The following is a 24,502-nucleotide window of genomic DNA, read 5'->3' on the forward strand; positions in this document are numbered from 1 at the left end:
TCGCCGGGAACAGAGCGGCTCAAAGGTGGACTTACTATGCAGATTGGTTTTATCGGCCTCGGCGCGGTGGTGGAAACCGCCTATTTACCGGCGCTGCGTCGCCTGGGGGACGTCATCGACCGCTGCCAGGGCTATGACCTGGACTGCAGCAGAGCGCTGCCGGGGATCCAGCGCTGTAGTTCGCTGTCGGCGCTGCTGGCCGAACCCCTGGATACGCTCTTCATTACCACCTCATCACTTCAGCATCTGCCCGTACTGGAGAGGGCGTTAGCCAGCGGCATTTCCCGCATCGTGGTGGAAAAGCCGATCGTGGCCAACCTTGAGCAGGCCGCCCGGCTGCGGGCGCTGCTGGCGCCGACTGAGCAGGCCGCGCGGGTGCTGGCTCTTGACCACTGGATGGCGCGAGGCGTTGCGCTGAACGCTCCTGGCCCGCTGTGGCGGGCGGAAGGGGAGGCCAGCGGCCTGCCTCCGCCGCACCTGTCAGCGCAGGATATCGTCTGGATCGAAGGTTATTTGCAGGAGCCAAGCGGCTTTAACAGCGCTGGTGAGCCGGTCGCACTCAATTTTGCCACCGGGGAGCTGGATACCCGGCAGCTGCGTCACCCTGATGGGGTGATCCTCGATATCGGCACCCATGTCCTGGCGATGCTCCGCGAAACCCTGCACGCCAGCGGAGGCGATACGGCGCTGAGCCTTTCCCTTCGGGTGGCGAAAGACCGCCTCGGCCATGACATTGCTCCTGGGGATACGAGCACTGCCGAGGGGGAGGCGCATCTGCAGGGAACCCTGGGCACTATCCCGCTCAATATCTGGCTCAACAAATATGCGGGTCCCGCGGGCGGGCAAAAGGGAATGCGAATAGGACTGCGGGACGGGCGAATAATCACCCTCGATCGCGCCCCTGAGGGCGAAGTGGTGACGCTACAGGACGGCGAGCGGGTGCAGCGCTGGACCCGGCCCGGGGCGATCTATACGCACTGTCTTGATGAGCAGATCCTCGGCGCTGATAATCTGTTTATCCGGGCGCCGGACAGCGTGGCCGGGCTAACGCAGCGTAGGCTTGAGGAAGTGGAATGGCTGCTCAGGTTGCAGCAGCAATTACGCGGCCCGCATTAAACCCGGAACATGATAAAATAGGTGCAGATAAACGTTGAAAGGAATGGTTATGGAACTTGATTGCCCTCTGTGCCACGCGCCGTTAGATGTCAAAGGCAGTAGCGCGCATTGCGCCCAGTGCGAAAGGGTATTTACCCTTGAGGCCCGCTGCCCGGAATGCCACCAGCCGCTGGAGGTGCTGAAGGCGTGCGGCGCGGTGGATTACTTTTGCCAGCATGGGCATGGCCTTATCTCGAAAAAACGGGTGGAATTTATTCCGCTGGTTTAGTGGGCGAAGGCTTTCTGGCCCGCGTTTTTTTCACCGTCGCGATCTGCTTCACTTCGCTTTCGACCCAGCCGTCTTTCAGGCGGGTGGTGAGCAGATCGCCGGTTTTGACCTGTTTTGTCTGCTTCAGCACCGTACCGTCGCTCACCGAGGTGACGCTGTAGCCCCGCGCCAGGGTGGCTAAGGGGCTCACCGCCTCCAGATGGGTCACCGCGTTGCCAAACCGTTCACGCCGCTCGCTGAGGCGGCCACGCATAATTTCCGCCAGCCGGTATTCCAGCTGCTGGATCCGCGACTGCGCGCGGTGGATCCGCGGCTGCGGGTTGTAGTGATTCAGACGCAGAACGGTGCGCTTTTGCCGCTGTTCTGCGCGCTTAAGCTGTGACTCCACGGCGATACGCATCCGCTGGCGCAGGCGTTCCAGGGCGGTCTGCTGGCGGGCCAAGCGCAGCTGTGGATGCTGTTGCTGCAGGCGATGGAACAGCTGGGTAAAACGGCGCTGGCGACTGGCGAGGAAATAGTCCATCGCCATTTCCAGCCGCTGCTGTCCGGACTGCAGCTGGCGCAGCAGCTCCTGCTGGTTGCGGCTGACGATTTCCGCGGCGGCTGAGGGAGTCGGTGCCCGCAGGTCGGCAACAAAATCAGCGATCGTGACGTCGGTTTCATGGCCGACGGCGCTGACGATAGGGATCTGGCTGGCGAAAATAGCCCGCGCCACCCGCTCATCGTTAAAACTCCACAGATCCTCCAGCGAACCGCCGCCGCGTCCGACAATCAGTACGTCACACTCCTGGCGCGCGTTGGCCAGCGCGATGGCGCGCACAATCTGCCCGGGGGCGTCGTCACCCTGGACCGCGGTTGGGTAGATGATCACCGGCAGCCCGGGATCGCGGCGCCTGAGGACATGGAGAATATCGTGCAGCGCGGCACCGGTTTTCGAGGTGATGACGCCGACGCAGTGGGCGGGAGAGGGGAGCGCCTGCTTATGTTTTTGCTCGAAAAGTCCTTCCGCCGTTAACTGTGCTTTCAGCTGCTCATACTTCTGCTGCAGCAACCCTTCGCCGGCGGGCTGCATGCTTTCGACGATAATCTGGTAGTCGCCGCGCGGCTCATACAGCGTAATGTTGGCGCGAACCAGCACCTGCTGCCCGTGCTGCGGGCGAAACGTCACCCGGCGGTTGCTGTTGCGGAACATCGCGCAGCGCACCTGGGCGTTATCGTCTTTTAAGGTGAAGTACCAGTGGCCGGAAGAAGGCTGGCTGAAGTTAGAGATCTCGCCGCTGATCCAAACCTGGCCCATTTCGCGCTCAAGCAGCAGACGCACCGTCTGATTGAGGCGGCTTACGGTAAAAATTGCGGGGGATTGAGAGGGTAACATGTGAGCAAGATCAAACTTTAAATCAGCAGGTTATTCAGTCGATAGTAACGCGCTCAGAGGGGATGGCAAGTATTATTTGCAAAAAAGGGTAGATGCAATCGGTTACGCTCTGTATAATGCCACGGCAATATTTATCCACCCTGGTCGAGATATTGCCCATGCTACGTATCGCTAAAGAAGCCCTGACGTTTGACGACGTCCTCCTCGTTCCCGCTCATTCTACCGTTCTGCCGAATACTGCCGATCTCAGCACTCAGCTGACGAAAACCATTCGTCTGAATATTCCTATGCTCTCCGCAGCCATGGATACCGTAACGGAAGCGCGTCTGGCTATTGCCCTGGCACAGGAAGGCGGCATCGGCTTTATTCACAAAAACATGTCCATCGAGCGCCAGGCGGAAGAAGTTCGTCGCGTGAAGAAACATGAGTCCGGCGTGGTCACCGACCCGCAGACCGTTCTGCCAACCACCACCCTGCGTGAAGTGAAAGAGCTGACCGAGCGCAACGGTTTCGCCGGCTACCCGGTGGTTACCGAAGAAAACGAGCTGGTTGGCATCATCACCGGCCGCGACGTGCGTTTCGTCACCGATCTGAACCAGCCGGTCAGCGTCTACATGACGCCGAAAGAGCGTCTGGTCACCGTTCGTGAAGGCGAAAGCCGTGAAGTGGTCTTCGCTAAGATGCACGAAAAACGCGTTGAGAAAGCGCTGGTCGTGGATGAGAGCTTCCACCTGCGCGGCATGATCACCGTCAAAGACTTCCAGAAAGCAGAACGTAAACCGAACGCCTGTAAAGATGAGCAGGGCCGTCTGCGCGTAGGCGCGGCGGTCGGCGCTGGTGCCGGCAACGAAGAGCGCGTAGACGCGTTGGTAGCGGCAGGCGTTGACGTTCTGCTGATCGACTCCTCGCACGGTCACTCAGAAGGCGTTCTGCAGCGTATCCGTGAAACGCGCGCGAAATATCCTGACCTGCAGATCATCGGCGGCAACGTTGCCACTGGCGCAGGCGCACGCGCGCTGGCGGAAGCCGGCTGCAGCGCGGTGAAAGTGGGCATCGGCCCGGGCTCCATCTGTACTACCCGTATCGTCACCGGCGTGGGTGTGCCGCAGATCACTGCTGTTTCCGACGCGGTGGAAGCGCTGGAAGGGACCGGTATTCCGGTTATCGCTGACGGCGGTATCCGTTTCTCCGGCGATATCGCCAAAGCGATCGCCGCCGGTGCGGCGGCGGTGATGGTTGGCTCCATGCTGGCGGGTACCGAAGAGTCCCCGGGTGAAATCGAGCTCTATCAGGGTCGCTCTTACAAATCCTACCGCGGGATGGGCTCCCTTGGCGCGATGTCCAAAGGCTCCTCTGATCGCTATTTCCAGAGCGATAACGCCGCTGACAAACTGGTGCCGGAAGGTATCGAAGGCCGCGTGGCCTATAAAGGCCGCCTGAAAGAGATCATTCACCAGCAGATGGGCGGTCTGCGTTCCTGTATGGGTCTGACCGGCTGTGGTACCATTGACCTGCTGCGTACCAAAGCTGAATTCGTACGCATCAGCGGTGCGGGCATTCAGGAAAGCCACGTTCACGACGTGACCATCACCAAAGAGTCCCCGAACTACCGTCTGGGCTCCTGATTTCTTCGCCCGACCTTGCGTCGGGCGATTTATTTACTCTGTTTCACTTGCCTCGGAATTAGCGTCAATGACGGAAAACATTCATAAACATCGCATCCTCATCCTCGACTTCGGGTCTCAGTATACTCAGCTGGTGGCGCGTCGCGTGCGTGAGCTGGGCGTCTACTGTGAGCTGTGGGCATGGGATGTCACGGAAGCACAGATCCGCGAATTTAATCCAAGCGGCATCATTCTTTCCGGCGGCCCGGAAAGCACCACCGAAGAGAACAGCCCGCGCGCGCCGCAGTATGTGTTCGAAGCCGGCGTGCCGGTATTTGGCGTCTGCTACGGCATGCAGACCATGGCGATGCAGCTGGGCGGCCATGTAGAAGGTTCTAACGAGCGTGAGTTTGGTTACGCACAGGTTGAAGTGGTTAACGACAGCGCGCTGGTGCGCGGTATCGAAGATTCCCTGACCGCAGACGGCAAACCGCTGCTGGACGTGTGGATGAGCCACGGCGACAAAGTGACCGCCATCCCAGCGGACTTCGTAACCGTCGCCAGCACCGACAACTGCCCGTTCGCCATTATGGCCAACGAAGAAAAACGCTTCTACGGCGTGCAGTTCCACCCGGAAGTGACCCACACCCGTCAGGGGATGCGTATGCTGGAGCGCTTCGTGCGCGACATCTGCCAGTGCGAAGCGCTGTGGACCCCGGCGAAAATCATTGACGACGCCGTTGAGCGTATCCGTCAGCAGGTTGGCGACGACAAAGTGATCCTCGGCCTCTCCGGCGGTGTGGACTCTTCGGTGACCGCGATGCTGCTGCACCGCGCTATCGGCAAAAACCTGACCTGCGTATTCGTGGACAACGGTCTGCTGCGCCTGAACGAAGCGCAGCAGGTGATGGAGATGTTCGGCGACCACTTTGGCCTGAACATTGTTCACGTTGAAGGCGAGCAGCGTTTCCTCGACGCGCTGGCGGGTGAAAGCGATCCGGAAGCGAAGCGTAAAATTATCGGTCGCGTTTTCGTGGAAGTGTTCGACGAAGAAGCGCTGAAGCTGGACGACGTCAAATGGCTGGCGCAGGGTACCATCTACCCTGACGTTATCGAGTCTGCCGCTTCCGCCACCGGTAAAGCGCACGTCATCAAATCTCACCACAACGTGGGCGGCCTGCCGAAAGAGATGAAGATGGGCCTGGTTGAGCCGCTGCGTGAGCTGTTCAAAGACGAAGTGCGTAAGATCGGCCTGGAACTGGGCCTGCCGTACGACATGCTCTACCGTCACCCGTTCCCGGGCCCCGGCCTTGGCGTGCGCGTGCTGGGCGAAGTGAAGAAAGAGTACTGCGACCTGCTGCGTCGTGCGGACGCTATCTTCATCGAAGAGCTGCACAAAGCTGACCTGTATAACAAAGTCAGCCAGGCGTTCACCGTGTTCCTGCCGGTTCGTTCCGTCGGCGTGATGGGCGATGGCCGTAAATACGACTGGGTGGTTTCCCTGCGTGCGGTGGAAACCATCGACTTCATGACCGCGCACTGGGCGCACCTGCCGTACGATTTCCTCGGCCGCGTCTCCAACCGTATCATCAATGAAGTGAACGGTATCTCCCGCGTGGTGTATGACATCAGCGGCAAGCCGCCAGCAACGATTGAGTGGGAATGATTAACGGCTACCCTATAGCTAATCATATCTACTCAAATTGAAATTTAACCCTCTGTTTTTACAGGGGGTTTTTCTTTATATCACTTCAACACTATTCACTCTATCTCACATTTTTTGACGGTATACCTGACGGTATTACCATTACGGTATACTCTCGTACCGTCAGAAAAAATGATGCATCACGGGTGAAATGTGCTTACCGATACCAAACTAAAAAACCTGAAACCGCAGGGCAAAATGTACAAGGTCTCCGATCGCGACGGTCTATACGTAGCCGTGCTGATCTCAGGCACCATCTCGTTTCGTTACGATTACCGCATCAACGGCCGCCGGGAGACGCTGGTTATCGGTCAGTATGGTCGTGACGGTATCACGCTGGCTGAAGCCAGGGATGAACTGATAGCCGCTAAAAAGCTGCTGAACGCAGGCCAGTCGCCGGCTGCGGCGAAGCGTGACGGTATCAAACGGATCCGCGGCGCAGAAACATTTACGGTACATACCGACGCCTACATGAAACATGTGGTCCTGGCTGACAGCACGCGGGCTATGAAGCAATCAGTAATCGACCGGGATATTTTGCCTGTTCTCGGAAACAAAATGATGTCCGAGATAACGACCCCTATGGTGCGTGATCTTTGCGATCGCATAGTCGAGCGCGGCGGACGTGCGACGGCGGTGCAGGCGCGTGAAATCATCAGCAGCGTTTACCGGTACGCCAATGACCGCGGGCACGGGTTATTCAACCCGGCCGCAGATATCAAACCTTCGGCGATCGCCATGTTTAAACCGCGTGACCGTTGCCTGCAGCCGGAAGAAATCGGTGTGCTGTTCAGGTCGCTCGATACCGTCAGCACTTTGCCAACCTTAAAGCTGGCTGTGAAGCTCATCCTGATCACGATGGTGCGCAAAACCGAGTTCATCATGGCGACGTGGAAAGAGGTGGATTTCAGCAAAGGAACCTGGACGATCCCATCTGACAGGATGAAGGGGAGCCGGTCGCACGTCATCTACCTTCCGCCTCAGGCGCAGGATCTGATGGTAGGCCTGCAGATGTGTGCCGGCGGGAGTGACTATCTTCTGCCCGGGCGCTACAGCACCAGTAAGCCGTTATCCAATGCTGCTCTGAACTCAGTCATCGATCGCGCGGTTGCTGCGGCAGCGGATACCGGGGAGAACCTGCAACCTCTAACAGTGCACGACCTGCGGCGTACAGCGAGCACGCTTTTGCATGAAGCGGGATTCCCGTCAGACTGGATAGAGAAGGCGCTGGCGCATGAACAGAAGGGCGTGAGGGCGGTTTACAACAAGGCCGAGTATTCCCGGCAGCGGGCCTACATGCTGCAGCAGTGGGCAAATATGGTTGATGCATGGATAAACGGGGAGCATTACGACCTTGTGCCGTTCTCCCCGTCTGCATTTGAAAAGTGGATGAATGAACAATAGTCCGCCCGGAGGCGGCTCATTGTGTCGCCTGCGAAGAATTCTCAAAGAGTCCGCGCAGGAACTTAACCATCGCGTTTGCAGAATCCCGCTGCTCACGGTAGCGTGCCGCTTCTCGCTGCAGGTGAAGGATCTCACCATTCCTCTGGTTGATAATGGCGCGCGCCTCTTCGAGTTGTCGTATCAGCGAAGCCTCTTCGGCAATGTTCATGCTGCCTCCCTCTTCTTGTTGAGATGGGGTGCATTCGAAAGGAAAACGGCCTTTGCAAATCCAAGAGGAGTTGCGCTGCGAATGTTGGCGCGCTCGTCGCTGGGCGGACATTCGTGAATTCGGTTGTCCGGATACCAATCGGTCACCAATCCTGCAAAGGACGTTCCGGATATGTCCTCGATTGCCTTTTTCTTCGGCACCATGCGTCCGCAGGCCAGCTTCACGGCGTCGATAGCCGCTTCAACCATCGGGTGCATATTCTCTGCCGGCGCCCTGAAGCCGTTACCCGCCCAGAGGCATGTCTGCTTCGTGTAGTTGTCATCCGCGCACAGCCCAGTGAATTGGTACGGATGGAACGTGTAATCGGCTGAGCCGAAGATGCTACTGAACACGCTCACCGGGTTTTCGAATGCCCACGGGCAGCCGGCCGCCAAGCCAACCATCCGGCATTGCTCAGCGACCAGCGCGGCCTTGACCTGGAAATGCGGGTCTTTGGCGCGCTTGGACTCGAACCAGCGGGACCCGGAAACAGCCACGTCCGTGCATGGCGGGAAGCCGATGACGATGACGACGTTCTCAGAGCGGATAATCTGAGATAGCCTCGGCATCGCCTCAAGGATGGTTGCCGATATGCGCTCAATAGGACCGTCGATCGAGGTCTCAGGGTGCTGCGGGTCCACCAGAACGGCACGATAACCTGCTTCGACCCATGGCTCAGCCATTTTCCCGGTTAAATCACAGAGGCAGATAACAGTCCCTTTGCTCATGCGGCCTCCGTCTTCACTACCGGCACTGCGCAGCCTGGCAGCAACTCAACCGCCGGCGCTGTGCACTGGTTACCCCACACGTCGAAACCGTGAGACGACTGGCGGGCGAAGAGTTCAATGCGTGGGACATCGCCAAGCAGCTGCACCAGTTTCTCGCGGATAACGTCCGGTTTGCGCGAGTTCTCCAGGCGCGGCGCCGTGACATGCTGGCAGATTGAGGCATCCATGCGGGCAGGTAGTTTTCCGCGCACGGCAAACAGGCAGTCTTCGCTGTTCGCCCGGGTCATATGGCCCATGCCGATCGCACTGTTCCCTTTGTGCTTGTTCGTCTTGTGCCAGGTGAATCCCTTCATGGTCATCAGGCGGAAGCCCCACGCCTCGACTACTCGCAACGCCTCCAACGGCTGAGTCGGTACCCACCACATAGCCAGAAGGCAATTGTCGGCGGCTAGCTCCCATACTGGCAGCCGGCAGATATCCAGCACATTCATCACTGGATACTTGAAACCGGCGCCGCGGTCACCGTCTGCTGCTTTGTCACGGTAAACCCAAGGAGGGTCAGCGTAGATAAGAGTGTATTTTCCCGTCATGCTGCCCCCTTCTTGCTATTCAGTTGCTCAGCCACGCGCTGTGCCTTCAGCGGGTTCTGGATAACCTGGCCGCCGGGCGCCAGCCAGCCACGGCGCACGGACGAATAAACCAGCGTGATACTGCCTACGCGAATGCTGTCGTGTGGGTTAGTCATAAATCACCCCGGCGGTTGCGCAGATCCCGGCATAGCATCCCTGGCGAAGCCGGTTCCCGCGGCCAATGCACTGATCGCGGCGTATAGCGATACGGGCCCGCTCAACCTCGCCAGTGGCCGCATCCATGCACTCAAGCCAGAGGCGAGCGGCCAGGCGGTACTGGCCTTTGTTCTCGCGAGCAATAGCGCGCTGCTCGATCTCCATTGCCGCCGGCGTTACGGCGACAAGAGGGGGCGCTTTGCGCTGAGAGACATAATCCGCGTGGTATTTTTCTATCCGATTCATCGTATCCAACCCTCTCGAAAAATGACCGCCAGCAGGAACAGCCAGGCGGATACGGCGGCCAGGTACAGAAACCATCCTGACCACCTTTCCCAGTACCTCGCCAGCGACGTCACGCCGCGTTACCAACCGGGCGAAATACTCGCTGCTCAAGCGGAGGCTTTTTTCCAGCAAACTCCGTTGTGCCGTTCTGCTGACGTTCATCCAGCCAGCGCTCGATCTCTTCGCTGTTCCAGGCACAGCGCTTGTCTGTGATCCAGAAACGCTTAGGGAACTCCCCGTTTTTCTCCATGCGGTCGATAGTGCTCATCGATACAGGCACCACCTCCAGCAGTTGCTTTCTGTTAAATGCACCTTTCATCGTTACCTCTCTTTTTTCAGTGCGGCGCTGGGCGCGCCGCGGTGGTGATTACATAGGGACTTCGTTCAGTTCGTCTTTGCGGATGCCGTATACATCGGTGGCAGCGTCCAGTAACTCCTGGTTACCAGCCAGACGGTGGGCCGCGTATTTGTAGGCCTTGTCCAGTTCTGCAACGTTACGAGCCGCCATAGCCGCAGAAGAGAAGCCAGAGAGAATGTCTTCTGGGGCGCGGTCGTCAGTCTTTTTCGCTTTCTCTTCATGGTGCTGATCAGGTTGCGAATTGATCAGCTGATTCATCCCCGCAGCGGTGCTAGCCGGTGGCGTAATGTCGCGCTCAACACGCGGTGCTGCTTCCTGCAATTCGTCAGGGGTGTAGACGCCAAGGAGAACATCAGGGGCGTGCAAGCGTGCCCAGCGCTTAACGCACAGGTAAGCCAGTTGCTGACGCGGATCCTGCTCCCAGAGTGGTGAGTTGCGCACTCCGGCTTGCGCCATGCTGATGGTCAGGGTGCGAGGCTCAGATTCGCCTTTAAGGGTTGCCCACACTGTCACTGTCAGGCTCGGAGATTTGTCGGTTTTCCCGCTTACTTTTGACCAGTCGCCATCCCATTTGTAGTTCAGGCGAGTGGCCAGAAGGTTTGAGGAAGAGACAACCGCATTAACCAGTTGCGCTTCATAGCCCAGCGTGCCGTTAACCACATGGGTTTTCTGCGCCACCGCGAACGGGTTCATTCCCCACTGCGCCGCCTGCATAGTGACTGCCAGGCAGTCAGCTGGCTTTCCAGCCAGGTGCGCCGGAACGGTGGCTTTGCTATCAGCCATCAGGGTGGCAAATCGCACCAGGCGATCCATCCCTTCCGGGCTGAAGATTGCCGCGGCGGTGCCGACGGTAGCACCAGGCTGAGAAGTGATTGCGATATCGTTGCTCATACGTACATATCCTGTTTACGTGCCCACTCAGGGCGTTTAATAACTTCAAATCCACCCCAGTCGCCTGTTTCGCGGCACTGGTGATAGGTATTCAGATCCCGGCGGTAGAGCGCATGCCCTATATCTACGTCCTGCGCATCCAGTTCGAACACCCGCACCGGGTAGCGGCCGCAGTCAATGGTTTCGCTCACTGCAAGGAAGAAGAATCCATGTGGATCGCCGGTGGTTTGCTGCGCGCCTTCGCGGTACATCGCGTCCTGTACGTGGTACCGGAATTCCTCAATGTGGCGCGAGAAACGCTCCATATCGGCAACCTTCTTCACGTCCAGCAGGACAGGGTGATTCTTCAGGCGCTTGTCCGGGCGTATGCGGCACAGCTCGCCAGTCTCCGGATCCGTCCAGTAGTGGGAGGCTTCGCAGAATCCTTCCGCCTCAAGTAGCCATCGCGCTGCCGGGTGTGCCATTGCGCTATCACGCATCAGTTTCAGCTTCCGGCCCTGTTCGGCGTCCATTACCGTCATGCCCATGTTCTCGACGTCTTTCAGGAAGGCTTCCTGATCTGCTTTCCCCTGGTTGGTTCTCAGGTTGAACTGCGGCGCCACGATGAAGCGCTTATCAAACTCTTCCGGCTCCAGAAGCAGGCAGTGCAGAGCCGTCCCCATATCCAGAGCTTTCAGCTTTTCGGTATCGACAGGTGCTGATTTCTGCCATTGCAGAAGGGCCGGGCTCAGCGCCACCATATCCAGCTGCGATTTACTCACGCCGTCTCCGGCGTGGTAGTCCTTATTGCTGATATCGAAGTAAATTCCTGGTGTCATGCCGCGTTCCTCGCCGTATCCAGCTGGTCAGCCAGATCCCACTTCGCGATGATGCTGGTAAGCGCGGCCTGATACGCGGCCAGGCATTCTTCAAACTCAGAGCTCATCATCAGCTCTTCCAGGATCTCCGCACGCACGCCCTTGCGCTCCAGTTCGTAGAATGGCTTTTGCAGCTGATGGAACTTGATTGCGTCGATAAGCTCGACGTGGCGCTCGTACAGCATCTGGTTAAGCTGGTAGTCGCCATCGATGTTGTTCATGATTTTTTTCAGGTTGTTAATCTGCTGAATGTTCATTTGCTCACCCCCATACCCATTTCCGTTTTTGCTGCCAGTTTGCTGACGAACGCCCAGCTGATTGCTTCCGGCAGCGTGCGAAACTTCCAGCTCATCAGCCCGCATGCCGTAACGCAGTACCAGCCGTTAATGATTTGCCATTGCATACACACCTCACTATTACCATTTGGTAAATATCAGGGTTATGAGAAAGCCACCATGTGGTGGGTTTCTGGTAATTCAACGCCATGTTGTTACCGTTAAGGTAATAATCTGATCAATTTACGAATTAGTCAATAGATGTGACTAGGAAAAGTTTACCAAAATGGTAAATGTATGAGGCGCGGGAAGTTATCCCCTCGGCAGGATTGCAGGATTGACAGGTAGATTAGAGGCTATTGGTTCTGGCTGACGATGAACTTGATGAAGGCGGTGATCTTGTTTTTCTCTTCCTGCGGCAGCCTGGCGTATTCGTGGTGGTCATAGTCAATCAGGCCAGCATTGCCAGGCGGCAGGATCAGCTCATATGCATCGCGGCCGAACGCCCGCGCGATAGCCGCCAGTACGCCAATGCTGGTTGAACCTTCTACGTTCAGGATGCGATTTACGGTCGCCTGACCGATGCCGGCCGCTTCCGAAACCTTTTTCTCTGAGTTCAGATTCGGATGCTCTCCCATCCATACACCCAGGGTAAAAGCTGCCTGCTTTTCCACACTCCATTCCTGTGGGTCGATAATCTCCGGCAGCGTCGGGGTATCTGACAGATGGTCGATATCCAGCCAGAAACGACCTTTCCCGGCGAACGACTCGATCTCGCGTGCCGCGTTGGCGCCGATATTTTTTGTCCCCTTGCTCCACCTGTTAACGAGATTCGCTGATTTTTTGAATCTCTCGGCAAACCGGAGTTGCGTGTTATCGAAATCCTTCCGGATTATCTCGTTGAGGTTGTCGCGTCGTATGTCGTAGATGCTTTTCATTTCTATTTTTTTAGCCTGAAATTGTTACCTAACTGATTAAATTTAATAGAATATTACCATAAAGGTAAACTTACCAAAAAGGTAACAGTCATTGATTTTTACACCAGATTGGTAATAATCAGGCTGTCTAAAGTTAGTCCGGGACTAAAAAAATATGAGCGATGTGCAAAAATTTGACTTCAAACGCTGCTGGCTGGACCTCTCGCCGGCTGAGCGCGAAGAGTTCGCAAGTGACGCCGGCACGACCAGCCACTACATTCAGGTTCACCTGACTGGCCGTAGAAGAATTCCACGTAAGCCTCTGTTAGAAAGACTGTTTAAAGCCTGCAAATCCCGTAAGTGGATCACCGCAAAATCCGACCTGGTCCTCTGGTTCCACGAACGTTAATCCTCAAAACTCACCCGCGCCGCCACCCCAAGGCGGCTCCTGCCTCTCCCTGTACACCAATTTGGTAATAATTATCCAAATACGGTTGATCTTTTTTTGGCTTGCTGCAAAATTACCGTAACCACAACCAGAGTGAGACAGGAACTATGGAGATCATTACTCGCGTCGAAGCGGCAAAGGCAGGACTAAAGCGCTACTACACCGGTAAGCAATGTAAGCACGGCCATGACAGTGAGCGATGGGTATACAACGGGCATTGTGTCGAATGCACCCTCGAGACTAACCGCCGCCGCCATGCTGAGATAAAACGGCTAATGCATGAGGCCTCAAAAGGTAATGCCGTGGAGGTGATCTGATGGCCCGCATTCGCACCATTAAGCCCGAGTTCTGGACCGATGAAGACATGGCAGAGGTATCAGAACCAGCCTGCTTGCTGGCTATTGGTCTGCTTAATTACGCAGATGATGAAGGCTATTTCAATGCAAACCCGAAGCTTATCAAAGCTGCAGTTTTCCCTATCCGAGAACCATCCGTTCCTATTCCGGTACTAATACGGGAGCTTTCCAACTGTGGTTATTTATCCATGTTTTCCACCCCTGATGGCAAGCATTTTGGGGTCATAACTAATTTCCTTAAACATCAGGTAGTGAATAAGCCAAAAGAAAGCAAAATCAAAGGTTTACCACTACTACCGTATGAGTACGGTACTGATACGGTACAAGTACCATTAGGAATGGATCAGGGATCAGGGATCAGGGAAATAAAAACCCCTCTCTCTGCGCGCGAAGTAATTCAAGTCCCTCCGGTTGTCGTTGATGGTATCGGAGAGCCAATTGGCAAATTCACCATGCATGAAAACTGGAAGCCGTCAGAGGACTTTGTCATGCGCGCCAGAACATGGGGCCATGCGCTACCAGCTGACGGTTACAAGAAATCAGACCTGATCGAATTCATCACCTACTGGATGGCAGAAGGCAATGTGATGCAACACGTGCAGTGGGAGCAGAAGTTTGCCCGGCTGCTGATGAACAGGAAAAAAAGAGCGGCAGGAAAGCGCGGTGAAAGCTCTGACGATGAAGTACCACACTGGAACAGCCCTGAAGGCTGGAAGGATTTCTTATGAGTAACGTATTCGCAGCAATTCAGAATCGTGATGCCGGCGCCCTGGCTCGCATGATGGGTCCGGACAATCACCAGGCTCAGCAAGACAATGTTGTGAACATCAGCGCAGAGAGACTTGTCGATGCCCTGTTTAAACAGCTCAAGCAACTGTTTCCGGCAGCAGAGCAGACCAACCTTAAGACCGCACAGCAGGAGACCGACGCTAAGCGCCAGTGGATCGCCGCTTTCGCCGAAGGTGGTATCCGTACCCGCGAGCAGGTATCAGCAGGAATGCGCCATGCCCGTGCCAGTGAATCACCGTTCTGGCCGTCACCAGGTCAATTCATCAAGTGGTGCAAAGACAGCAAGATGGTGCTTGGCGTGAGCATCGAAGATGTGATGGGGGAGTTTCACCGCTACGCCAAGGAGAAAAGCCTACAGCCTGGCGGACCAGAACAATTCCCGTGGCGCCACCCTGTCATGTACTGGATTGTGTGCGATACCAGGCGCGCGATGTACCAGCGTCAGTTAAGTGAGATTGAGGTTGAGAAACATGCGCGTAAGCTTCTTGACGAATGGGCATCAAAGGTCGCGGCAGGTCATCAGATACCTGATCCGATTCTGAGCATCCAGTCGAAGCCAGAGCCTATAAGCACCCCTCCAGACCCCGGTGGCAATACCTACCATCCACCAGGTCGAAGCTTCGGATGCATGCCTAACGCGGCGACACTCGGAGGTATAACCCCGGCACAGTGGCTGATGGAGGAATACCGGCGAGGGAAGGCAGCAGGACTCATCAAGTAATACCGGCGCGGAAGCGCGTTTTTTTACGCCTTAATGTTTACCAAAAGGGTAATAAAATATGCGCAAGACTATTGATATTGATCCGTTTATGGTTATAAATTACCAATAAGGTAAAAATCATGCGAAAGACATTACAGGCACTTGGCCGGCTTAAAGCTGGCCAGATGAACAAAACCGAAACGGCGTACTGCCAGAACCTTGAGCTGCGTAAGCGCTACGGGGAAATCGCCTGGTTCCGTTTCGAAGGCATCAAGCTGCGTCTGGCTGACAACACGTTCTACACGCCTGACTTCGCCGTGATGCTGGCAAACGGCCAGATTGAATTGCATGAGGTGAAAGGGTTCTGGACTGACGATGCCAGGGTGAAAACCAAAGTCGCCGCCGACCAGTACCCATTCCGGATCATCGGAGTAACGAAGCTCCCGGCAAAAGCCGGCGGCGGGTGGAAGGTCGAAGAGTTCTAAAACAACGATCTTCATTGATATCAATTGAATCAATAAGTTAAACGGGTAAGCGGGGGTAAGTATGGATTTTGATTTCGTGAATTACAGCCGGCGGTCACTGCTGCTGTTCGTGATGGTGGCAAACATCATTGGGTGGGTGGCAATCGTCGCCGTCCTGTATGTGGCTTATCTGGCGATCGAATGGGTGGCGGCATGAACATCGAAACAGTAAGCGAGCTCATCGCCTCCCTTGAGAGCGCAGGCGAGCCGTCGATCAGAGAGCAGAAGTTCCTGAAGCTGGCGAAAGCGTACCAGCAGCTGGCTGCGGAGAGTGTGGCGCTGAAGGCTGGCGTTGCAGAAGAAATTGAAGTTATCAATCGCGGCGGTCAGATGTACTGCGTGAAGGACGGCATGTCCATAAATCCGATATATGCGCGCGGATGGAATGACCACCGGGCTAATGTGACGGCAGTTCAAACCCCCGCCACCGATCGCATCTATGCCGGGATTAAGGCTGATGGGGTGGAAGAGTTTGCTGCGCATCTTTTGTCAATGGAATGCCATCTAGAAGCAACGTGGGCTAAGTCATTCGTTTCGGAGGTGTTGAATGTCAAAGGTCGCTGATTTTGTGAAGCGCATGGAGAAGCAAGGTCGCCAGTTTGAAGTGAACGGTAACTTTGTTGTTATCTCGCCGACTAATGGACTTGAAATGTCAGACCTGATTGAGATGCAAAACATAAATAAAAAAGGCGAACTTGCGGATTATATTTCCAGGCATCGCGAGGGGGCCGACAAATGAGCAACCGTTTTTACATGCTTTGCACGCGAGAAACTGTGGGGAGCAACGCCTCGTTTCATTGCCATAACGGAAACGGATACAGCTCCAATATCGACCGCGCGCACGTTTATACGCAGGAAGAGGCGCAGAGATGCTGGGACTACGGGAGAGAGATTGACCAGCCGATTTGCGCTGATGCTGTTGATGCCCTGGCTGTATGGCATGTGGATTGCCAGTACATCCCATGCGATAGCGTGGTTGAGCAAGGTTGCAGCGCATACGTTGCGTATAAAAAAGGTGACTGGAACGGGAACGATGTTTACTGGTTACAAAGCGGAGGGTTGCCAACCGATGATTTCAGCAAGGCATTCGTTTTTGTATCCGCCAACACGGATGAGCCAGGCGTTGTGTGGCTGCCATTCCATTTGGCAGATGCAGTAAAGCGGCGCACGTTCAATATCAATAATTTCAACCGCCGAACTATGGTTCAAGGTGCCGGGCTGGTGATGCCTGAATGGCTAAAAAAATACAATCGCAGACAGAAGGCAAAAAGTGGAAAGGTTCGCTGGAACTGCCCACATTGTGGCCGCATTACCTGGCAATACAACCCATACGACTTTGATGGATGCAGCAATTATAGCTGCGAAGGATGGCGAGCATGACAACTGATATCACCGAACTGGCGCAGAGAGAGAAATTCGAAGCGTGGGCTGAAGAATGCAACGCTCTGCCGTGGGGTTATCTCAAAAAACTCCGCATCTATACCGGATTCTACTCTGATCACACTTACACCAGTTTATGGGCCGCATGGAAAGCGGCTGGCGCTGAGCTGGTAGAGGCGCTGGAGAAGGCGCAGTGTGCCGGAAGTATTAATAATCAGTGGAAGCCGGATGTTTGCCCGATTACCGGTCGCAGATTCTTCCTGTGGATTGAGCACCCTGAATTTGGCTACGTACCAACATATGGCGGCCCGTATGACAGCTACACCATCCCTACCAGAGATAGCGATGGCGAGTTTTCATGTGAACGATATGACCATGATTTTGGCGGTTGGGTAGAAGGTGAATGTGTTGGGGCTTACCTGATTGACGACGATGAGCAGAGCCGCGTTTACGAGCTTGAGCAGCGCATCGCCGAGCTGGAGTCCCGCACCGTCACCGACTGGATAGAACATGACGGGAAATGGCGACCGGAATCGCTGGGTCTGGATGAACTTGTATACCTGAAAACCAGAAAACAGGAGCTGAAAATACCGTACCCGGCGGGAAAGGTTAAAGGGTGGATGAATACCGGCGGAGACATGGATGTTATGGCGTACAAGCTGGCGTCGCCACAAGCCAGCACCGTCACCGCTGCCGCCGCTGATGTACTGGCAGAGCGTAAGCGGCAGGTTACGACGGAGGGATGGACGCCGGAACATGATGACCAGCATGTAAATTTTGAAATGGCAATTGCAGGCGGACTGTACGCGATATCAGCTGTTGATAGCCACCATAAGTTACGCAACTCAGCTCCCTCAGCATGGCCATGGGACAGAAAGTGGTGGAAACCGGACGGTCCGCGACGTGACCTGGTTAAAGCTGGCGCGTTAATTCTGGCTGAAATTGAGCGCCTCGACCGCGCCGCTGGCATCAAGGTGGAGGTTGAGTGATGTGGGTGCTCATTATCTGGATGTTCGGCGGTTACGAAAACCCGACCATTACCACTCAAGAGTTTCAAACAGAATCCGCCTGTCGAGCTGCATTTGCCGAAGTGAAAAAGGTAAACAATGCCGACGTTTCTCTACGTGGCGTATGCACGCCTAAGGGTGACCAATGACCAAATCAACCATAACCAGAGAGCGCGCACAGCAAATTTTCCTGGGCAACGGACCAGAGCCGAGCGCATCAGAAGAACGAGAGCTGGCCCGCATGGCGCTGGCCGCAATGGACAGCAGCGAGTCGGTTGAACTGCCGATTGACTACCTGCAGGGACACAAAGACGGTCTGGAATGGGCCGCCCAACTGGCAGAAGCCAATCACCCTGAAACAGGAGACTGGGTGTACGATGACCCTATCGAGCTGTCAAAAGCTATTCGCAAAGGTCCAGATATGCCGCCAGCGCAGTCGGTAGCGGACAGCGAGCCGGTGATTGTTGTTGGCGATGATGGAGGGGATGCGCTTTCTTATCGCCGCCTTATCCAGTCCTTTGAGCCTGGCACTAAGCTCTATCGCCACGCGCAGCCGGTGCCGGTAGTAGAGCGTGAGCCCATCGCGTGGCTCAATGACGCATATTTAGCTCGCGGCGTCATTGACGGTGAGGCTGGTAGCGAAGATGCAGGCCCCGGATATATTCCAGTGTATCGAGAGGCAGGACCGCAGCCCGCGACGGTAGTACCGGACGCCGCGACAGCGATACGTGCGTGCCTATCTGAGTTCCCGGAAAGCGCACGCGATATCGTTGAGGAATGCGCAGATATTGCAGAAAACGCCTGCCGCGCCGCCATGCTCGCAGCCGCCCCGCAGTCACCCGGCAGTGAACCCGCTACCGTGCCGGGTGAATGGATTCCGGTAAGCGAGCAGATGCCGCCAAGTCGTCATGAGGTTTTGGTCGGGCGTTGGTGGGGAGAGAAGCCGCGGTGGTGTTGCAAATGGGCAACGTATATCCCTGGACACCCTGATGCGCAGAGTAGCGGCTGGTTGATCCCCGGCGCGTCATGGACACCAACTCACTGGATGCCGCTGCCGGCCGCACCGCAGGAGCCAAAACCATGACAGAGGGAATGCGACAGCACCGCGCTTTCGTGCTGACTTGTTTGCTGGCAATAGCTAAGCGTAGAACGGCGCAGGAGGTGAAAGGTGAGTGACGTACGCGATGAAATCAGAACCTTCGACCTTGATCAATTACGCTCTCTTCGAGAGTTCGTGGGCGACCTTATAGCCAGAAAAGAAGAAGAGCCGCGCAGAACGGTATGGCGTGTCTGCTCTGACGGCATCTGCTACGGCAATTTCAGGGAAGAGGAATACCTCAAGGCAGTAGCGTTCCTAGCGGAGAGGGCCGCAGAAATTGATGCGGACCCGACATCGGACAGGCGGGACAGGCGCATGGAGATTTTATCTCATCGCGTCATCGAGTCAGAATACGAGGGATGGTTTGATGCCTAAATCCCCCGCAGAACGCAAAGCCGCGCAGCGCGCGCGGCAGTCCGCCGCCGGTGAGAGAAAGCTCGAGCTGGTGCTTGATGAGCAGGAGCAGGAAATGCTGGCGCGGAACTGCGCCGCTCGGCGCCCTGGTCGCGATCCCTACGAAATGGCCGAGTACATCGCGCTGCTGATCCGCCAGGATGATGCCCGGGTGCGCGGCCGGATTAACGCCATCAGCAAACGCCGCTGCGGCAAGTGCGGCGATCAACTGCCGGTAACATCATGCCCGTGCGCTGGTGACTCTCAATGCTGGGCCACTCTGGGCTGGCATGAAACAAAATTACCCCTGTGACATGTCACGACGATTTGACTAAATCCTCACATGATTATGTCGCGGTAGGGATACCCGTTACCGGATACCCCCCGCACAGATCCCGGCGTGCGCGATTTACGCACCGGGCTCCTGCCTCGGGTGTCTGGCGGTGAACCGCTCCACAGGCCATGGATGAAGAACCCGAACCCTTGGTAGCCATGCGGCTGCCAGTTTGTTTGCTTTCGTCCAGGTCGTATCATCCTTCTGGCTCCTGCGCCTGAGCGCCCGGCGCCAGAGGTTTGTTACGTGTGTCCTGAACTTCTGCATGGTGGGGAAGTTGCCCGGTACCGAGTGATAGTTCAGGTATCCCTGAACCACTCTCCTGAGCCATTTTCCCTGTTCGGGGATTGAGTAATGCCAGCGCCTTCGCAGCCCGTCTTTGATGGCTTTCAGAGTTGCCGTCATCCGATCCCGGCGGGTCTTTCGTATCAGCATGAACCTGCCGTTGCGATCTTTCCCGCTGATGTGCGTGAACCCGAGGAAGTTGAACGTTTCTGGTTTGCCTTTTCCCCTGATGGCACGGTTTTCGGCAGCGAAGCGGCCGAACTCCATCAGACGGGTTTTCTCCGGGTGAACCGTGAGTCCGAACTCCCTCAGTCTGCGCTGCATGGCTATACGGAAGCGCCGGGCATCGTATCGTTTGTCGAACCCGATGACGATGTCATCGGCGTATCTGACCATTACCACATTGCCTGTGGCATAGCGACGTCGCCACTGATGCGCCCACAGATCGAATACGTAGTGGAGGTATATGTTTGCCAGCAGCGGTGAGATGACCGCACCCTGTGGGGTGCCTTCCTCCGTTGCTCGCCATTGACCCTCCTCCGACGTCCCGGCTGTGAGCCACTTACGTATGAGCCTGATTACCCTCCGGTCGCCGATCCGATGCTCTGTGAACCTGATCAGCCATTCGTGGCTCACCCTGTCGAAGAACTGACTGATGTCGGCATCCAGTACCCAGTTTACGTTAGTGCGTACCAGCCCTGTGGCCAGTGCGTCCAGTGCATCGTGCTGGCTTCGCCCGGGTCTGAACCCGTATGAGAACCCCATAAAGTCGTTTTCATAGACTGCGTTCAGGATTTTCACCAGCGCATACTGGACGATCTTGTCCTCCAGCGAGGCGATGCCGAGCGGGCGTTGTTTTCCATCCGCTTTTGGGATGTAGTGACGCCTGCCGGGCTGCGCCCTGTAGCTGCCCTGATGTAGCCTCCGGTGCAGATCTGTTATGTTGTTCTTCATGTTTCCGGCGTAGTCCATCCACCTGATGCCATCCACTCCGGCGGCCGCTTTCCTGCTCAGGGAGAGGAATGCGGCTTCCAGTGCTTCGACTGTCAGCAGGTGGAACAATGCTGTAAACCGTTCTTTCTTCCGCTGCTTCGCAGCTTCCCGCACGCGTGACAGCCTCTGTGACATGCTTTCCCGGCTCTGTGTCCGGCGCATGTGTGGCTGTTCCGCGTTCCCCTTGGCCCCGCTCCTTCGCTCCACTGACTCCGCTCCTTTCGGGTTGTTCGCCTGCTTCGCCGCTACTATGAGCGAGTCCGACTTCTCCTCTCCGTACATCACCGGCTATGACTCCTCGTCTTCCCGGTGCGGGCCATCTCCGACACTGGCAGATGGTCAGAGGGGAGATCTCCCGGTTCCCGCGTAGAGATCGTATTGACATGCCAGGGTCTCAGACCCCGCCGGGTCCATGTGGCACTCGCAGTATCGCACCCTATGATGTTGCCTTCCGTTAACAGTACAACGTCGGCACCCGGTAATTTAATATACATTTCGTGGCTCAATGGCTGGCCTGTCAACACCCCTGTCAACGCTTCGCCCCATACCTCGCGGTATGCAACGCATGACTCGGGGACCTTGTGGATTGCTGGTCCTTCAATGGTCGGGGACTTTCACCCCTTGATCTCTACCGGTCTCCCGGCGCACACTGTTTAAATATACAGTATTTTTATGTGAGGTTCCATTATGGGTTTTCCATCACCTGCCGCAGACTACGTTGAGCAAACGCTAACCGTTTCCCGCCTTTGTCAGTATGACGCCAACTGTCGCGCCCTGGAGACTGCCGCCGGTTATGCCATCGTCGATGTCTGCCGCCGGCCAAAGCAGGGTGATCATGTCCTTATCGTATATGCCGGGAAAACTGAATTCGCTGTTTTCCGTGGGCAGGCGCTGATCACTGATGATGGTGAGGCGCTGGAAGGGGACGCCCTGGACGATGTTGAAGTGCGGGGTGTCGTTACCTACCTGATAAACCGGGCCGGGTGGGTGAGTGATGATGATATTCCGATCATGTAACATCGCTGGTGGCATGGTATTATTACCTAAAAGGTAATTATTTTCGGGGTGTTTACCATGCCAAAGGATCCGAAGCGCAAATCGACTCAGTACAAACCGTTGACGGTGATGCAGGAAGCCTACGCCCAGGAGTATGTGAAATGCCCTGAAAATCAGACGCAGGCGGCCATCAATGCCGGGTTCTCCCCAAAGTCTGCCCACGTCAAAGCCAGCACAATGATGCGTGATGAGCGTATCCAGAAACGAATCGCTGAGCTCATGGAGGAGCGCAACAAGCGCCTGCGCGTCAGTGCCGATTACGTGCTGCTGCGCCTGGTGGAAATCGACCAGATGGACGTGCTGGATATCCTGAACGATGACGGCAGCCTGAAGCCTATCCGCGAGTGGCCGAAAATCTGGCGAACCACGCTTAGCGGGTTTGACCTGTCCTCAACCATCATGAACATGGATGAGACCTCGATAGAGACCATCCTCAAGAAAATCAAATGGCCCGACAAGGTGAAAAACCTCGAGCTCATCGGTAAGCATGTCGACGTTAACGCGTTCAAAGAGCGCATGGAAGTTAACGTGAACGTTACCATTGCCGACCGCATGGCCGCCGCCCGGCGCCGCCTGAAAGAGCGCCAGGGTGGTGACCAGTGACAGACGCCGCTTTATCCCCGGAAGAACAGCTGATCGACGATATCGCCAGCTTCACCCATGACCCGCTGGGCTATGCGCTGTATGCGTTTCCGTGGGGCGAGGATGGCACAGAACTGGCGCACGCCTCCGGGCCGCGACAGTGGCAGGCTGACGCATTCCGCGAGATAGGCGAGCACCTGCAGAACCCGGCAACACGTCACCAGCCGCTGATGATTGCCCGGGCCTCCGGTCACGGTATCGGTAAATCCGCGTTCATCTCGATGCTGATTAACTGGGCCATGTCCACCTGTGAAGATTGCAAGGTGGTGGTGACCGCTAACACCGACAACCAGCTGCGCACGAAGACCTGGCCGGAAATCATCAAATGGTCGAACCTGGCTATCACGAAAGAGTGGTTCACCTGCACCGCTACCGCGATGTACAGCAACGATCCGGGCCACGACAAACGCTGGCGCGCCGATGCTATTCCCTGGTCTGAGCACAACACCGAGGCGTTTGCAGGCCTGCACAACGAGCGTAAGCGCATCGTTGTGGTGTTCGACGAAGCATCCAACATCGCGGATCTGGTCTGGGAGGTTGCTGAGGGCGCGCTGACGGACGAAGACACCGAAATCATCTGGGTGGCGTTCGGTAACCCTACGCGCAACACCGGGCGGTTCCGGGAGTGCTTCCGCAAATACAAGCACCGCTGGAAGTGCGCGCAAATCGACAGCCGCACCGTCGAAGGCACCAACAAGCAGCAGCTGCAGAAATGGGTGGACGACTACGGCGAGGACAGCGACTTTGTGAAGGTCCGCGTGCGCGGGATCTTCCCTGATGCGTCGGAGCTGCAGTTCATCCCTACCGGGCTGACTGATGAGGCGATGAAGCGCGTGGTTACCGCTGCGCAGGTGGCGCATGCCCCGCGAATAATCGGCGTCGACCCGGCATATTCCGGCGTGGATGACGCAGTGATTTATCTCCGCCAGGGGCTGCACAGCAAAGTGCTGTGGACCGGCAACAAGACCACCGACGATCTGATTATGGCTAAGCGTATCGCTGACTTTGAGGGCCAGTACCAGGCTGACGCGGTGTTTATCGACTTCGGCTACGGCACCGGGCTGAAGTCGATCGGTGACGGATGGGGGCGTACCTGGCAGCTAATCCCGTTCGGCGGCGGCTCGACCGATCCCCAGATGCTCAACAAGCGCGGCGAGATGTTTAACGCCTGCAAAACGTGGCTGAAGCTTGGCGGTGCGCTGGACGATCAGGAGACCGCTGATGACCTGTCGGCGGCAGAGTACAAAGTCAGGGTGGACGGCAAGATCGTCATTGAACCGAAGGAAGATATCAAAGAGCGTCTGGGCCGCTCTCCGGGCAAAGGTGATGCGCTACTTCTGACGTTCGCGTATCCAGTGACGAAGCGTTCAGATTTCCCTGCTGCCGGCGGTAAGCAGCCCAACGTGATCAGCGAGTACGACCCGTGGGCGTAAAAAAATCCCGGACGAACCGGGCGAAACAGGGATGATGGAAAGTGCCGTCCTTGGCTGGGTGTCACAGGTTTTACAGCATGAAGTCATCGCAATGGCGTCCTGCTGTAAAAAGGGCGGTGGTCAGAAAGGGAATAACTGCCACCGCCAAACTTGCTCTGGAACTACGGGTATCACGGTCATGAGGCGTGATTTTGTATGTGATGGCTGGAGTCGAACCAGCTTCCATCGGTGCGCTGCCGATTGGGTTA

General features: G+C 56.3%; 34 protein-coding genes and 1 pseudogene. 22 read left to right on the forward strand and 13 right to left on the reverse strand.

Annotated features, from left to right (window positions below; all coding sequences use genetic code 11):
• Positions 1–36 precede the first annotated feature (36 nt).
• Entirely contained in the window at positions 37–1,116 is a 1,080-nt protein-coding gene (locus KB892_RS05250; RefSeq protein ID WP_004151982.1) for a Gfo/Idh/MocA family oxidoreductase, read from the forward strand.
• A gap of 49 nt (positions 1,117–1,165) precedes the next feature.
• On the forward strand, positions 1,166–1,384 hold the full coding sequence (locus KB892_RS05255; protein WP_004144303.1) for a zinc ribbon domain-containing protein: 219 nt from the start codon (positions 1,166–1,168) through the stop codon (positions 1,382–1,384).
• Here the strand turns inward: KB892_RS05255 and xseA are convergent.
• Complete coding sequence (gene xseA, locus KB892_RS05260; RefSeq protein ID WP_004151981.1) at positions 1,368–2,759, reverse strand: exodeoxyribonuclease VII large subunit; 1,392 nt, start codon at positions 2,757–2,759, stop codon at positions 1,368–1,370. The genes KB892_RS05255 and xseA overlap by 17 nt on opposite strands.
• Positions 2,760–2,917: 158 nt before the next feature.
• On the opposite strand from xseA, the gene guaB reads away from it, so the two are divergent.
• From guaB to KB892_RS05275, 3 genes are all read left to right on the forward strand, one after another.
• Positions 2,918–4,384, forward strand: a complete 1,467-nt coding sequence (gene guaB / locus KB892_RS05265) for an IMP dehydrogenase (RefSeq protein WP_004151980.1) — start codon at positions 2,918–2,920, stop codon at positions 4,382–4,384.
• A 67-nt stretch (positions 4,385–4,451) separates the two neighbouring features.
• Positions 4,452–6,029, forward strand: coding sequence for a glutamine-hydrolyzing GMP synthase (gene guaA, locus KB892_RS05270; protein ID WP_004151979.1), 1,578 nt, complete (start codon positions 4,452–4,454; stop codon positions 6,027–6,029).
• Between the two features lie 192 nt (positions 6,030–6,221).
• Positions 6,222–7,472: a tyrosine-type recombinase/integrase gene (locus tag KB892_RS05275; protein WP_060617729.1), complete on the forward strand. Its 1,251-nt coding sequence runs from the start codon at positions 6,222–6,224 to the stop codon at positions 7,470–7,472.
• Between the two features lie 16 nt (positions 7,473–7,488).
• On the opposite strand, the gene KB892_RS05280 is transcribed toward KB892_RS05275, so the two are convergent.
• From KB892_RS05280 to KB892_RS05330, 11 genes are all read right to left on the reverse strand, one after another.
• On the reverse strand, positions 7,489–7,680 hold the full coding sequence (locus KB892_RS05280; RefSeq protein WP_004200579.1) for a hypothetical protein: 192 nt from the start codon (positions 7,678–7,680) through the stop codon (positions 7,489–7,491).
• Complete coding sequence (locus KB892_RS05285) at positions 7,677–8,447, reverse strand: hypothetical protein (protein WP_060617728.1); 771 nt, start codon at positions 8,445–8,447, stop codon at positions 7,677–7,679. The genes KB892_RS05280 and KB892_RS05285 overlap by 4 nt, the downstream gene beginning before the upstream one ends.
• On the reverse strand, positions 8,444–9,037 hold the full coding sequence (locus tag KB892_RS05290) for an MT-A70 family methyltransferase (protein ID WP_060617727.1): 594 nt from the start codon (positions 9,035–9,037) through the stop codon (positions 8,444–8,446). Before KB892_RS05290 ends, KB892_RS05285 begins: the two co-directional genes overlap by 4 nt.
• The gene (locus KB892_RS05295) at positions 9,034–9,192 is read right to left on the reverse strand and encodes a DUF1317 family protein (protein WP_032439437.1); all 159 of its coding nucleotides are present in this window, start codon (positions 9,190–9,192) and stop codon (positions 9,034–9,036) included. The genes KB892_RS05290 and KB892_RS05295 overlap by 4 nt, the downstream gene beginning before the upstream one ends.
• Positions 9,185–9,478 carry a PerC family transcriptional regulator gene (locus tag KB892_RS05300; RefSeq protein WP_071182196.1) on the reverse strand — a complete coding sequence of 98 codons (294 nt, stop codon included), beginning with the start codon at positions 9,476–9,478 and terminating at the stop codon, positions 9,185–9,187. Before KB892_RS05300 ends, KB892_RS05295 begins: the two co-directional genes overlap by 8 nt.
• Positions 9,479–9,587: 109 nt before the next feature.
• The gene (locus KB892_RS05305) at positions 9,588–9,836 is read right to left on the reverse strand and encodes a helix-turn-helix transcriptional regulator (RefSeq protein WP_009485476.1); all 249 of its coding nucleotides are present in this window, start codon (positions 9,834–9,836) and stop codon (positions 9,588–9,590) included.
• A gap of 48 nt (positions 9,837–9,884) precedes the next feature.
• Complete coding sequence (locus KB892_RS05310; RefSeq protein WP_060596280.1) at positions 9,885–10,766, reverse strand: RecT family recombinase; 882 nt, start codon at positions 10,764–10,766, stop codon at positions 9,885–9,887.
• Positions 10,763–11,584 (reverse strand): PD-(D/E)XK nuclease-like domain-containing protein, encoded by an 822-nt coding sequence (locus KB892_RS05315; RefSeq protein ID WP_060617725.1) that lies wholly within the window; start codon positions 11,582–11,584, stop codon positions 10,763–10,765. The genes KB892_RS05310 and KB892_RS05315 overlap by 4 nt, the downstream gene beginning before the upstream one ends.
• Positions 11,581–11,880 (reverse strand): hypothetical protein, encoded by a 300-nt coding sequence (locus tag KB892_RS05320; protein WP_060617724.1) that lies wholly within the window; start codon positions 11,878–11,880, stop codon positions 11,581–11,583. Before KB892_RS05320 ends, KB892_RS05315 begins: the two co-directional genes overlap by 4 nt.
• Positions 11,877–12,026, reverse strand: a complete 150-nt coding sequence (locus KB892_RS05325) for a hypothetical protein (protein WP_004164037.1) — start codon at positions 12,024–12,026, stop codon at positions 11,877–11,879. Before KB892_RS05325 ends, KB892_RS05320 begins: the two co-directional genes overlap by 4 nt.
• 228 nt (positions 12,027–12,254) lie before the next feature.
• Positions 12,255–12,836, reverse strand: coding sequence for a helix-turn-helix domain-containing protein (locus tag KB892_RS05330; protein ID WP_060617723.1), 582 nt, complete (start codon positions 12,834–12,836; stop codon positions 12,255–12,257).
• 154 nt (positions 12,837–12,990) lie between these two features.
• On the opposite strand from KB892_RS05330, the gene KB892_RS05335 reads away from it, so the two are divergent.
• From KB892_RS05335 to KB892_RS05395, 14 genes and pseudogenes are all read left to right on the forward strand, one after another.
• The gene (locus KB892_RS05335; protein WP_023285447.1) at positions 12,991–13,224 is read left to right on the forward strand and encodes a hypothetical protein; all 234 of its coding nucleotides are present in this window, start codon (positions 12,991–12,993) and stop codon (positions 13,222–13,224) included.
• Between the two features lie 146 nt (positions 13,225–13,370).
• Positions 13,371–13,580, forward strand: a complete 210-nt coding sequence (locus tag KB892_RS05340) for a hypothetical protein (RefSeq protein WP_004152537.1) — start codon at positions 13,371–13,373, stop codon at positions 13,578–13,580.
• Positions 13,580–14,347: a DnaT-like ssDNA-binding domain-containing protein gene (locus KB892_RS05345; RefSeq protein WP_023285446.1), complete on the forward strand. Its 768-nt coding sequence runs from the start codon at positions 13,580–13,582 to the stop codon at positions 14,345–14,347. The genes KB892_RS05340 and KB892_RS05345 overlap by 1 nt, the downstream gene beginning before the upstream one ends.
• Positions 14,344–15,129, forward strand: a complete 786-nt coding sequence (locus KB892_RS05350; protein WP_032418532.1) for a replication protein P — start codon at positions 14,344–14,346, stop codon at positions 15,127–15,129. The genes KB892_RS05345 and KB892_RS05350 overlap by 4 nt, the downstream gene beginning before the upstream one ends.
• Positions 15,130–15,248: 119 nt before the next feature.
• Positions 15,249–15,593, forward strand: coding sequence for a DUF1064 domain-containing protein (locus tag KB892_RS05355; protein WP_071182195.1), 345 nt, complete (start codon positions 15,249–15,251; stop codon positions 15,591–15,593).
• A 61-nt stretch (positions 15,594–15,654) separates the two neighbouring features.
• The gene (locus KB892_RS31415) at positions 15,655–15,789 is read left to right on the forward strand and encodes a hypothetical protein (protein ID WP_004141392.1); all 135 of its coding nucleotides are present in this window, start codon (positions 15,655–15,657) and stop codon (positions 15,787–15,789) included.
• Positions 15,786–16,196: a hypothetical protein gene (locus KB892_RS05360; protein WP_071182197.1), complete on the forward strand. Its 411-nt coding sequence runs from the start codon at positions 15,786–15,788 to the stop codon at positions 16,194–16,196. The genes KB892_RS31415 and KB892_RS05360 overlap by 4 nt, the downstream gene beginning before the upstream one ends.
• Positions 16,180–16,371: a hypothetical protein gene (locus KB892_RS05365; protein ID WP_032441402.1), complete on the forward strand. Its 192-nt coding sequence runs from the start codon at positions 16,180–16,182 to the stop codon at positions 16,369–16,371. Before KB892_RS05360 ends, KB892_RS05365 begins: the two co-directional genes overlap by 17 nt.
• A complete protein-coding gene (locus KB892_RS05370; RefSeq protein WP_032441401.1) occupies positions 16,368–17,012 on the forward strand; it encodes a hypothetical protein in 645 nt (214 codons plus the stop codon). Before KB892_RS05365 ends, KB892_RS05370 begins: the two co-directional genes overlap by 4 nt.
• 203 nt (positions 17,013–17,215) lie before the next feature.
• Positions 17,216–17,509: pseudogene (locus KB892_RS05375) on the forward strand (hypothetical protein); the annotation flags it as partial.
• 488 nt (positions 17,510–17,997) lie between these two features.
• Positions 17,998–18,168: a hypothetical protein gene (locus KB892_RS05380; RefSeq protein ID WP_157772047.1), complete on the forward strand. Its 171-nt coding sequence runs from the start codon at positions 17,998–18,000 to the stop codon at positions 18,166–18,168.
• The gene (locus KB892_RS05385; protein WP_071182194.1) at positions 18,165–19,103 is read left to right on the forward strand and encodes a DUF551 domain-containing protein; all 939 of its coding nucleotides are present in this window, start codon (positions 18,165–18,167) and stop codon (positions 19,101–19,103) included. Before KB892_RS05380 ends, KB892_RS05385 begins: the two co-directional genes overlap by 4 nt.
• An 84-nt stretch (positions 19,104–19,187) precedes the next feature.
• Positions 19,188–19,493: a hypothetical protein gene (locus KB892_RS05390; protein WP_071182193.1), complete on the forward strand. Its 306-nt coding sequence runs from the start codon at positions 19,188–19,190 to the stop codon at positions 19,491–19,493.
• Positions 19,486–19,824 (forward strand): hypothetical protein, encoded by a 339-nt coding sequence (locus tag KB892_RS05395; protein WP_071182192.1) that lies wholly within the window; start codon positions 19,486–19,488, stop codon positions 19,822–19,824. Before KB892_RS05390 ends, KB892_RS05395 begins: the two co-directional genes overlap by 8 nt.
• Positions 19,825–19,920: 96 nt before the next feature.
• On the opposite strand, the gene ltrA is transcribed toward KB892_RS05395, so the two are convergent.
• Positions 19,921–21,408 (reverse strand): group II intron reverse transcriptase/maturase, encoded by a 1,488-nt coding sequence (gene ltrA / locus KB892_RS05400; protein WP_004178082.1) that lies wholly within the window; start codon positions 21,406–21,408, stop codon positions 19,921–19,923.
• 402 nt (positions 21,409–21,810) lie between these two features.
• Here ltrA and KB892_RS05405 point away from each other — a divergent pair, with 402 nt between their 5' ends.
• Genes KB892_RS05405 through KB892_RS05415 form a run of 3 tightly spaced genes read left to right on the forward strand, consistent with a single transcriptional unit; the run spans position 21,811 to position 24,254 of the window.
• Positions 21,811–22,140, forward strand: a complete 330-nt coding sequence (locus KB892_RS05405) for a S24/S26 family peptidase (RefSeq protein WP_071182168.1) — start codon at positions 21,811–21,813, stop codon at positions 22,138–22,140.
• A gap of 57 nt (positions 22,141–22,197) precedes the next feature.
• Positions 22,198–22,782 carry a terminase small subunit gene (locus KB892_RS05410; RefSeq protein WP_032457429.1) on the forward strand — a complete coding sequence of 195 codons (585 nt, stop codon included), beginning with the start codon at positions 22,198–22,200 and terminating at the stop codon, positions 22,780–22,782.
• On the forward strand, positions 22,779–24,254 hold the full coding sequence (locus KB892_RS05415; RefSeq protein ID WP_071182167.1) for a terminase: 1,476 nt from the start codon (positions 22,779–22,781) through the stop codon (positions 24,252–24,254). Before KB892_RS05410 ends, KB892_RS05415 begins: the two co-directional genes overlap by 4 nt.
• Positions 24,255–24,502: the final 248 nt, after the last annotated feature.

Source organism: Klebsiella sp. P1927 (assembly GCF_018204675.1).
GTDB lineage: Bacteria > Pseudomonadota > Gammaproteobacteria > Enterobacterales > Enterobacteriaceae > Klebsiella > Klebsiella pneumoniae.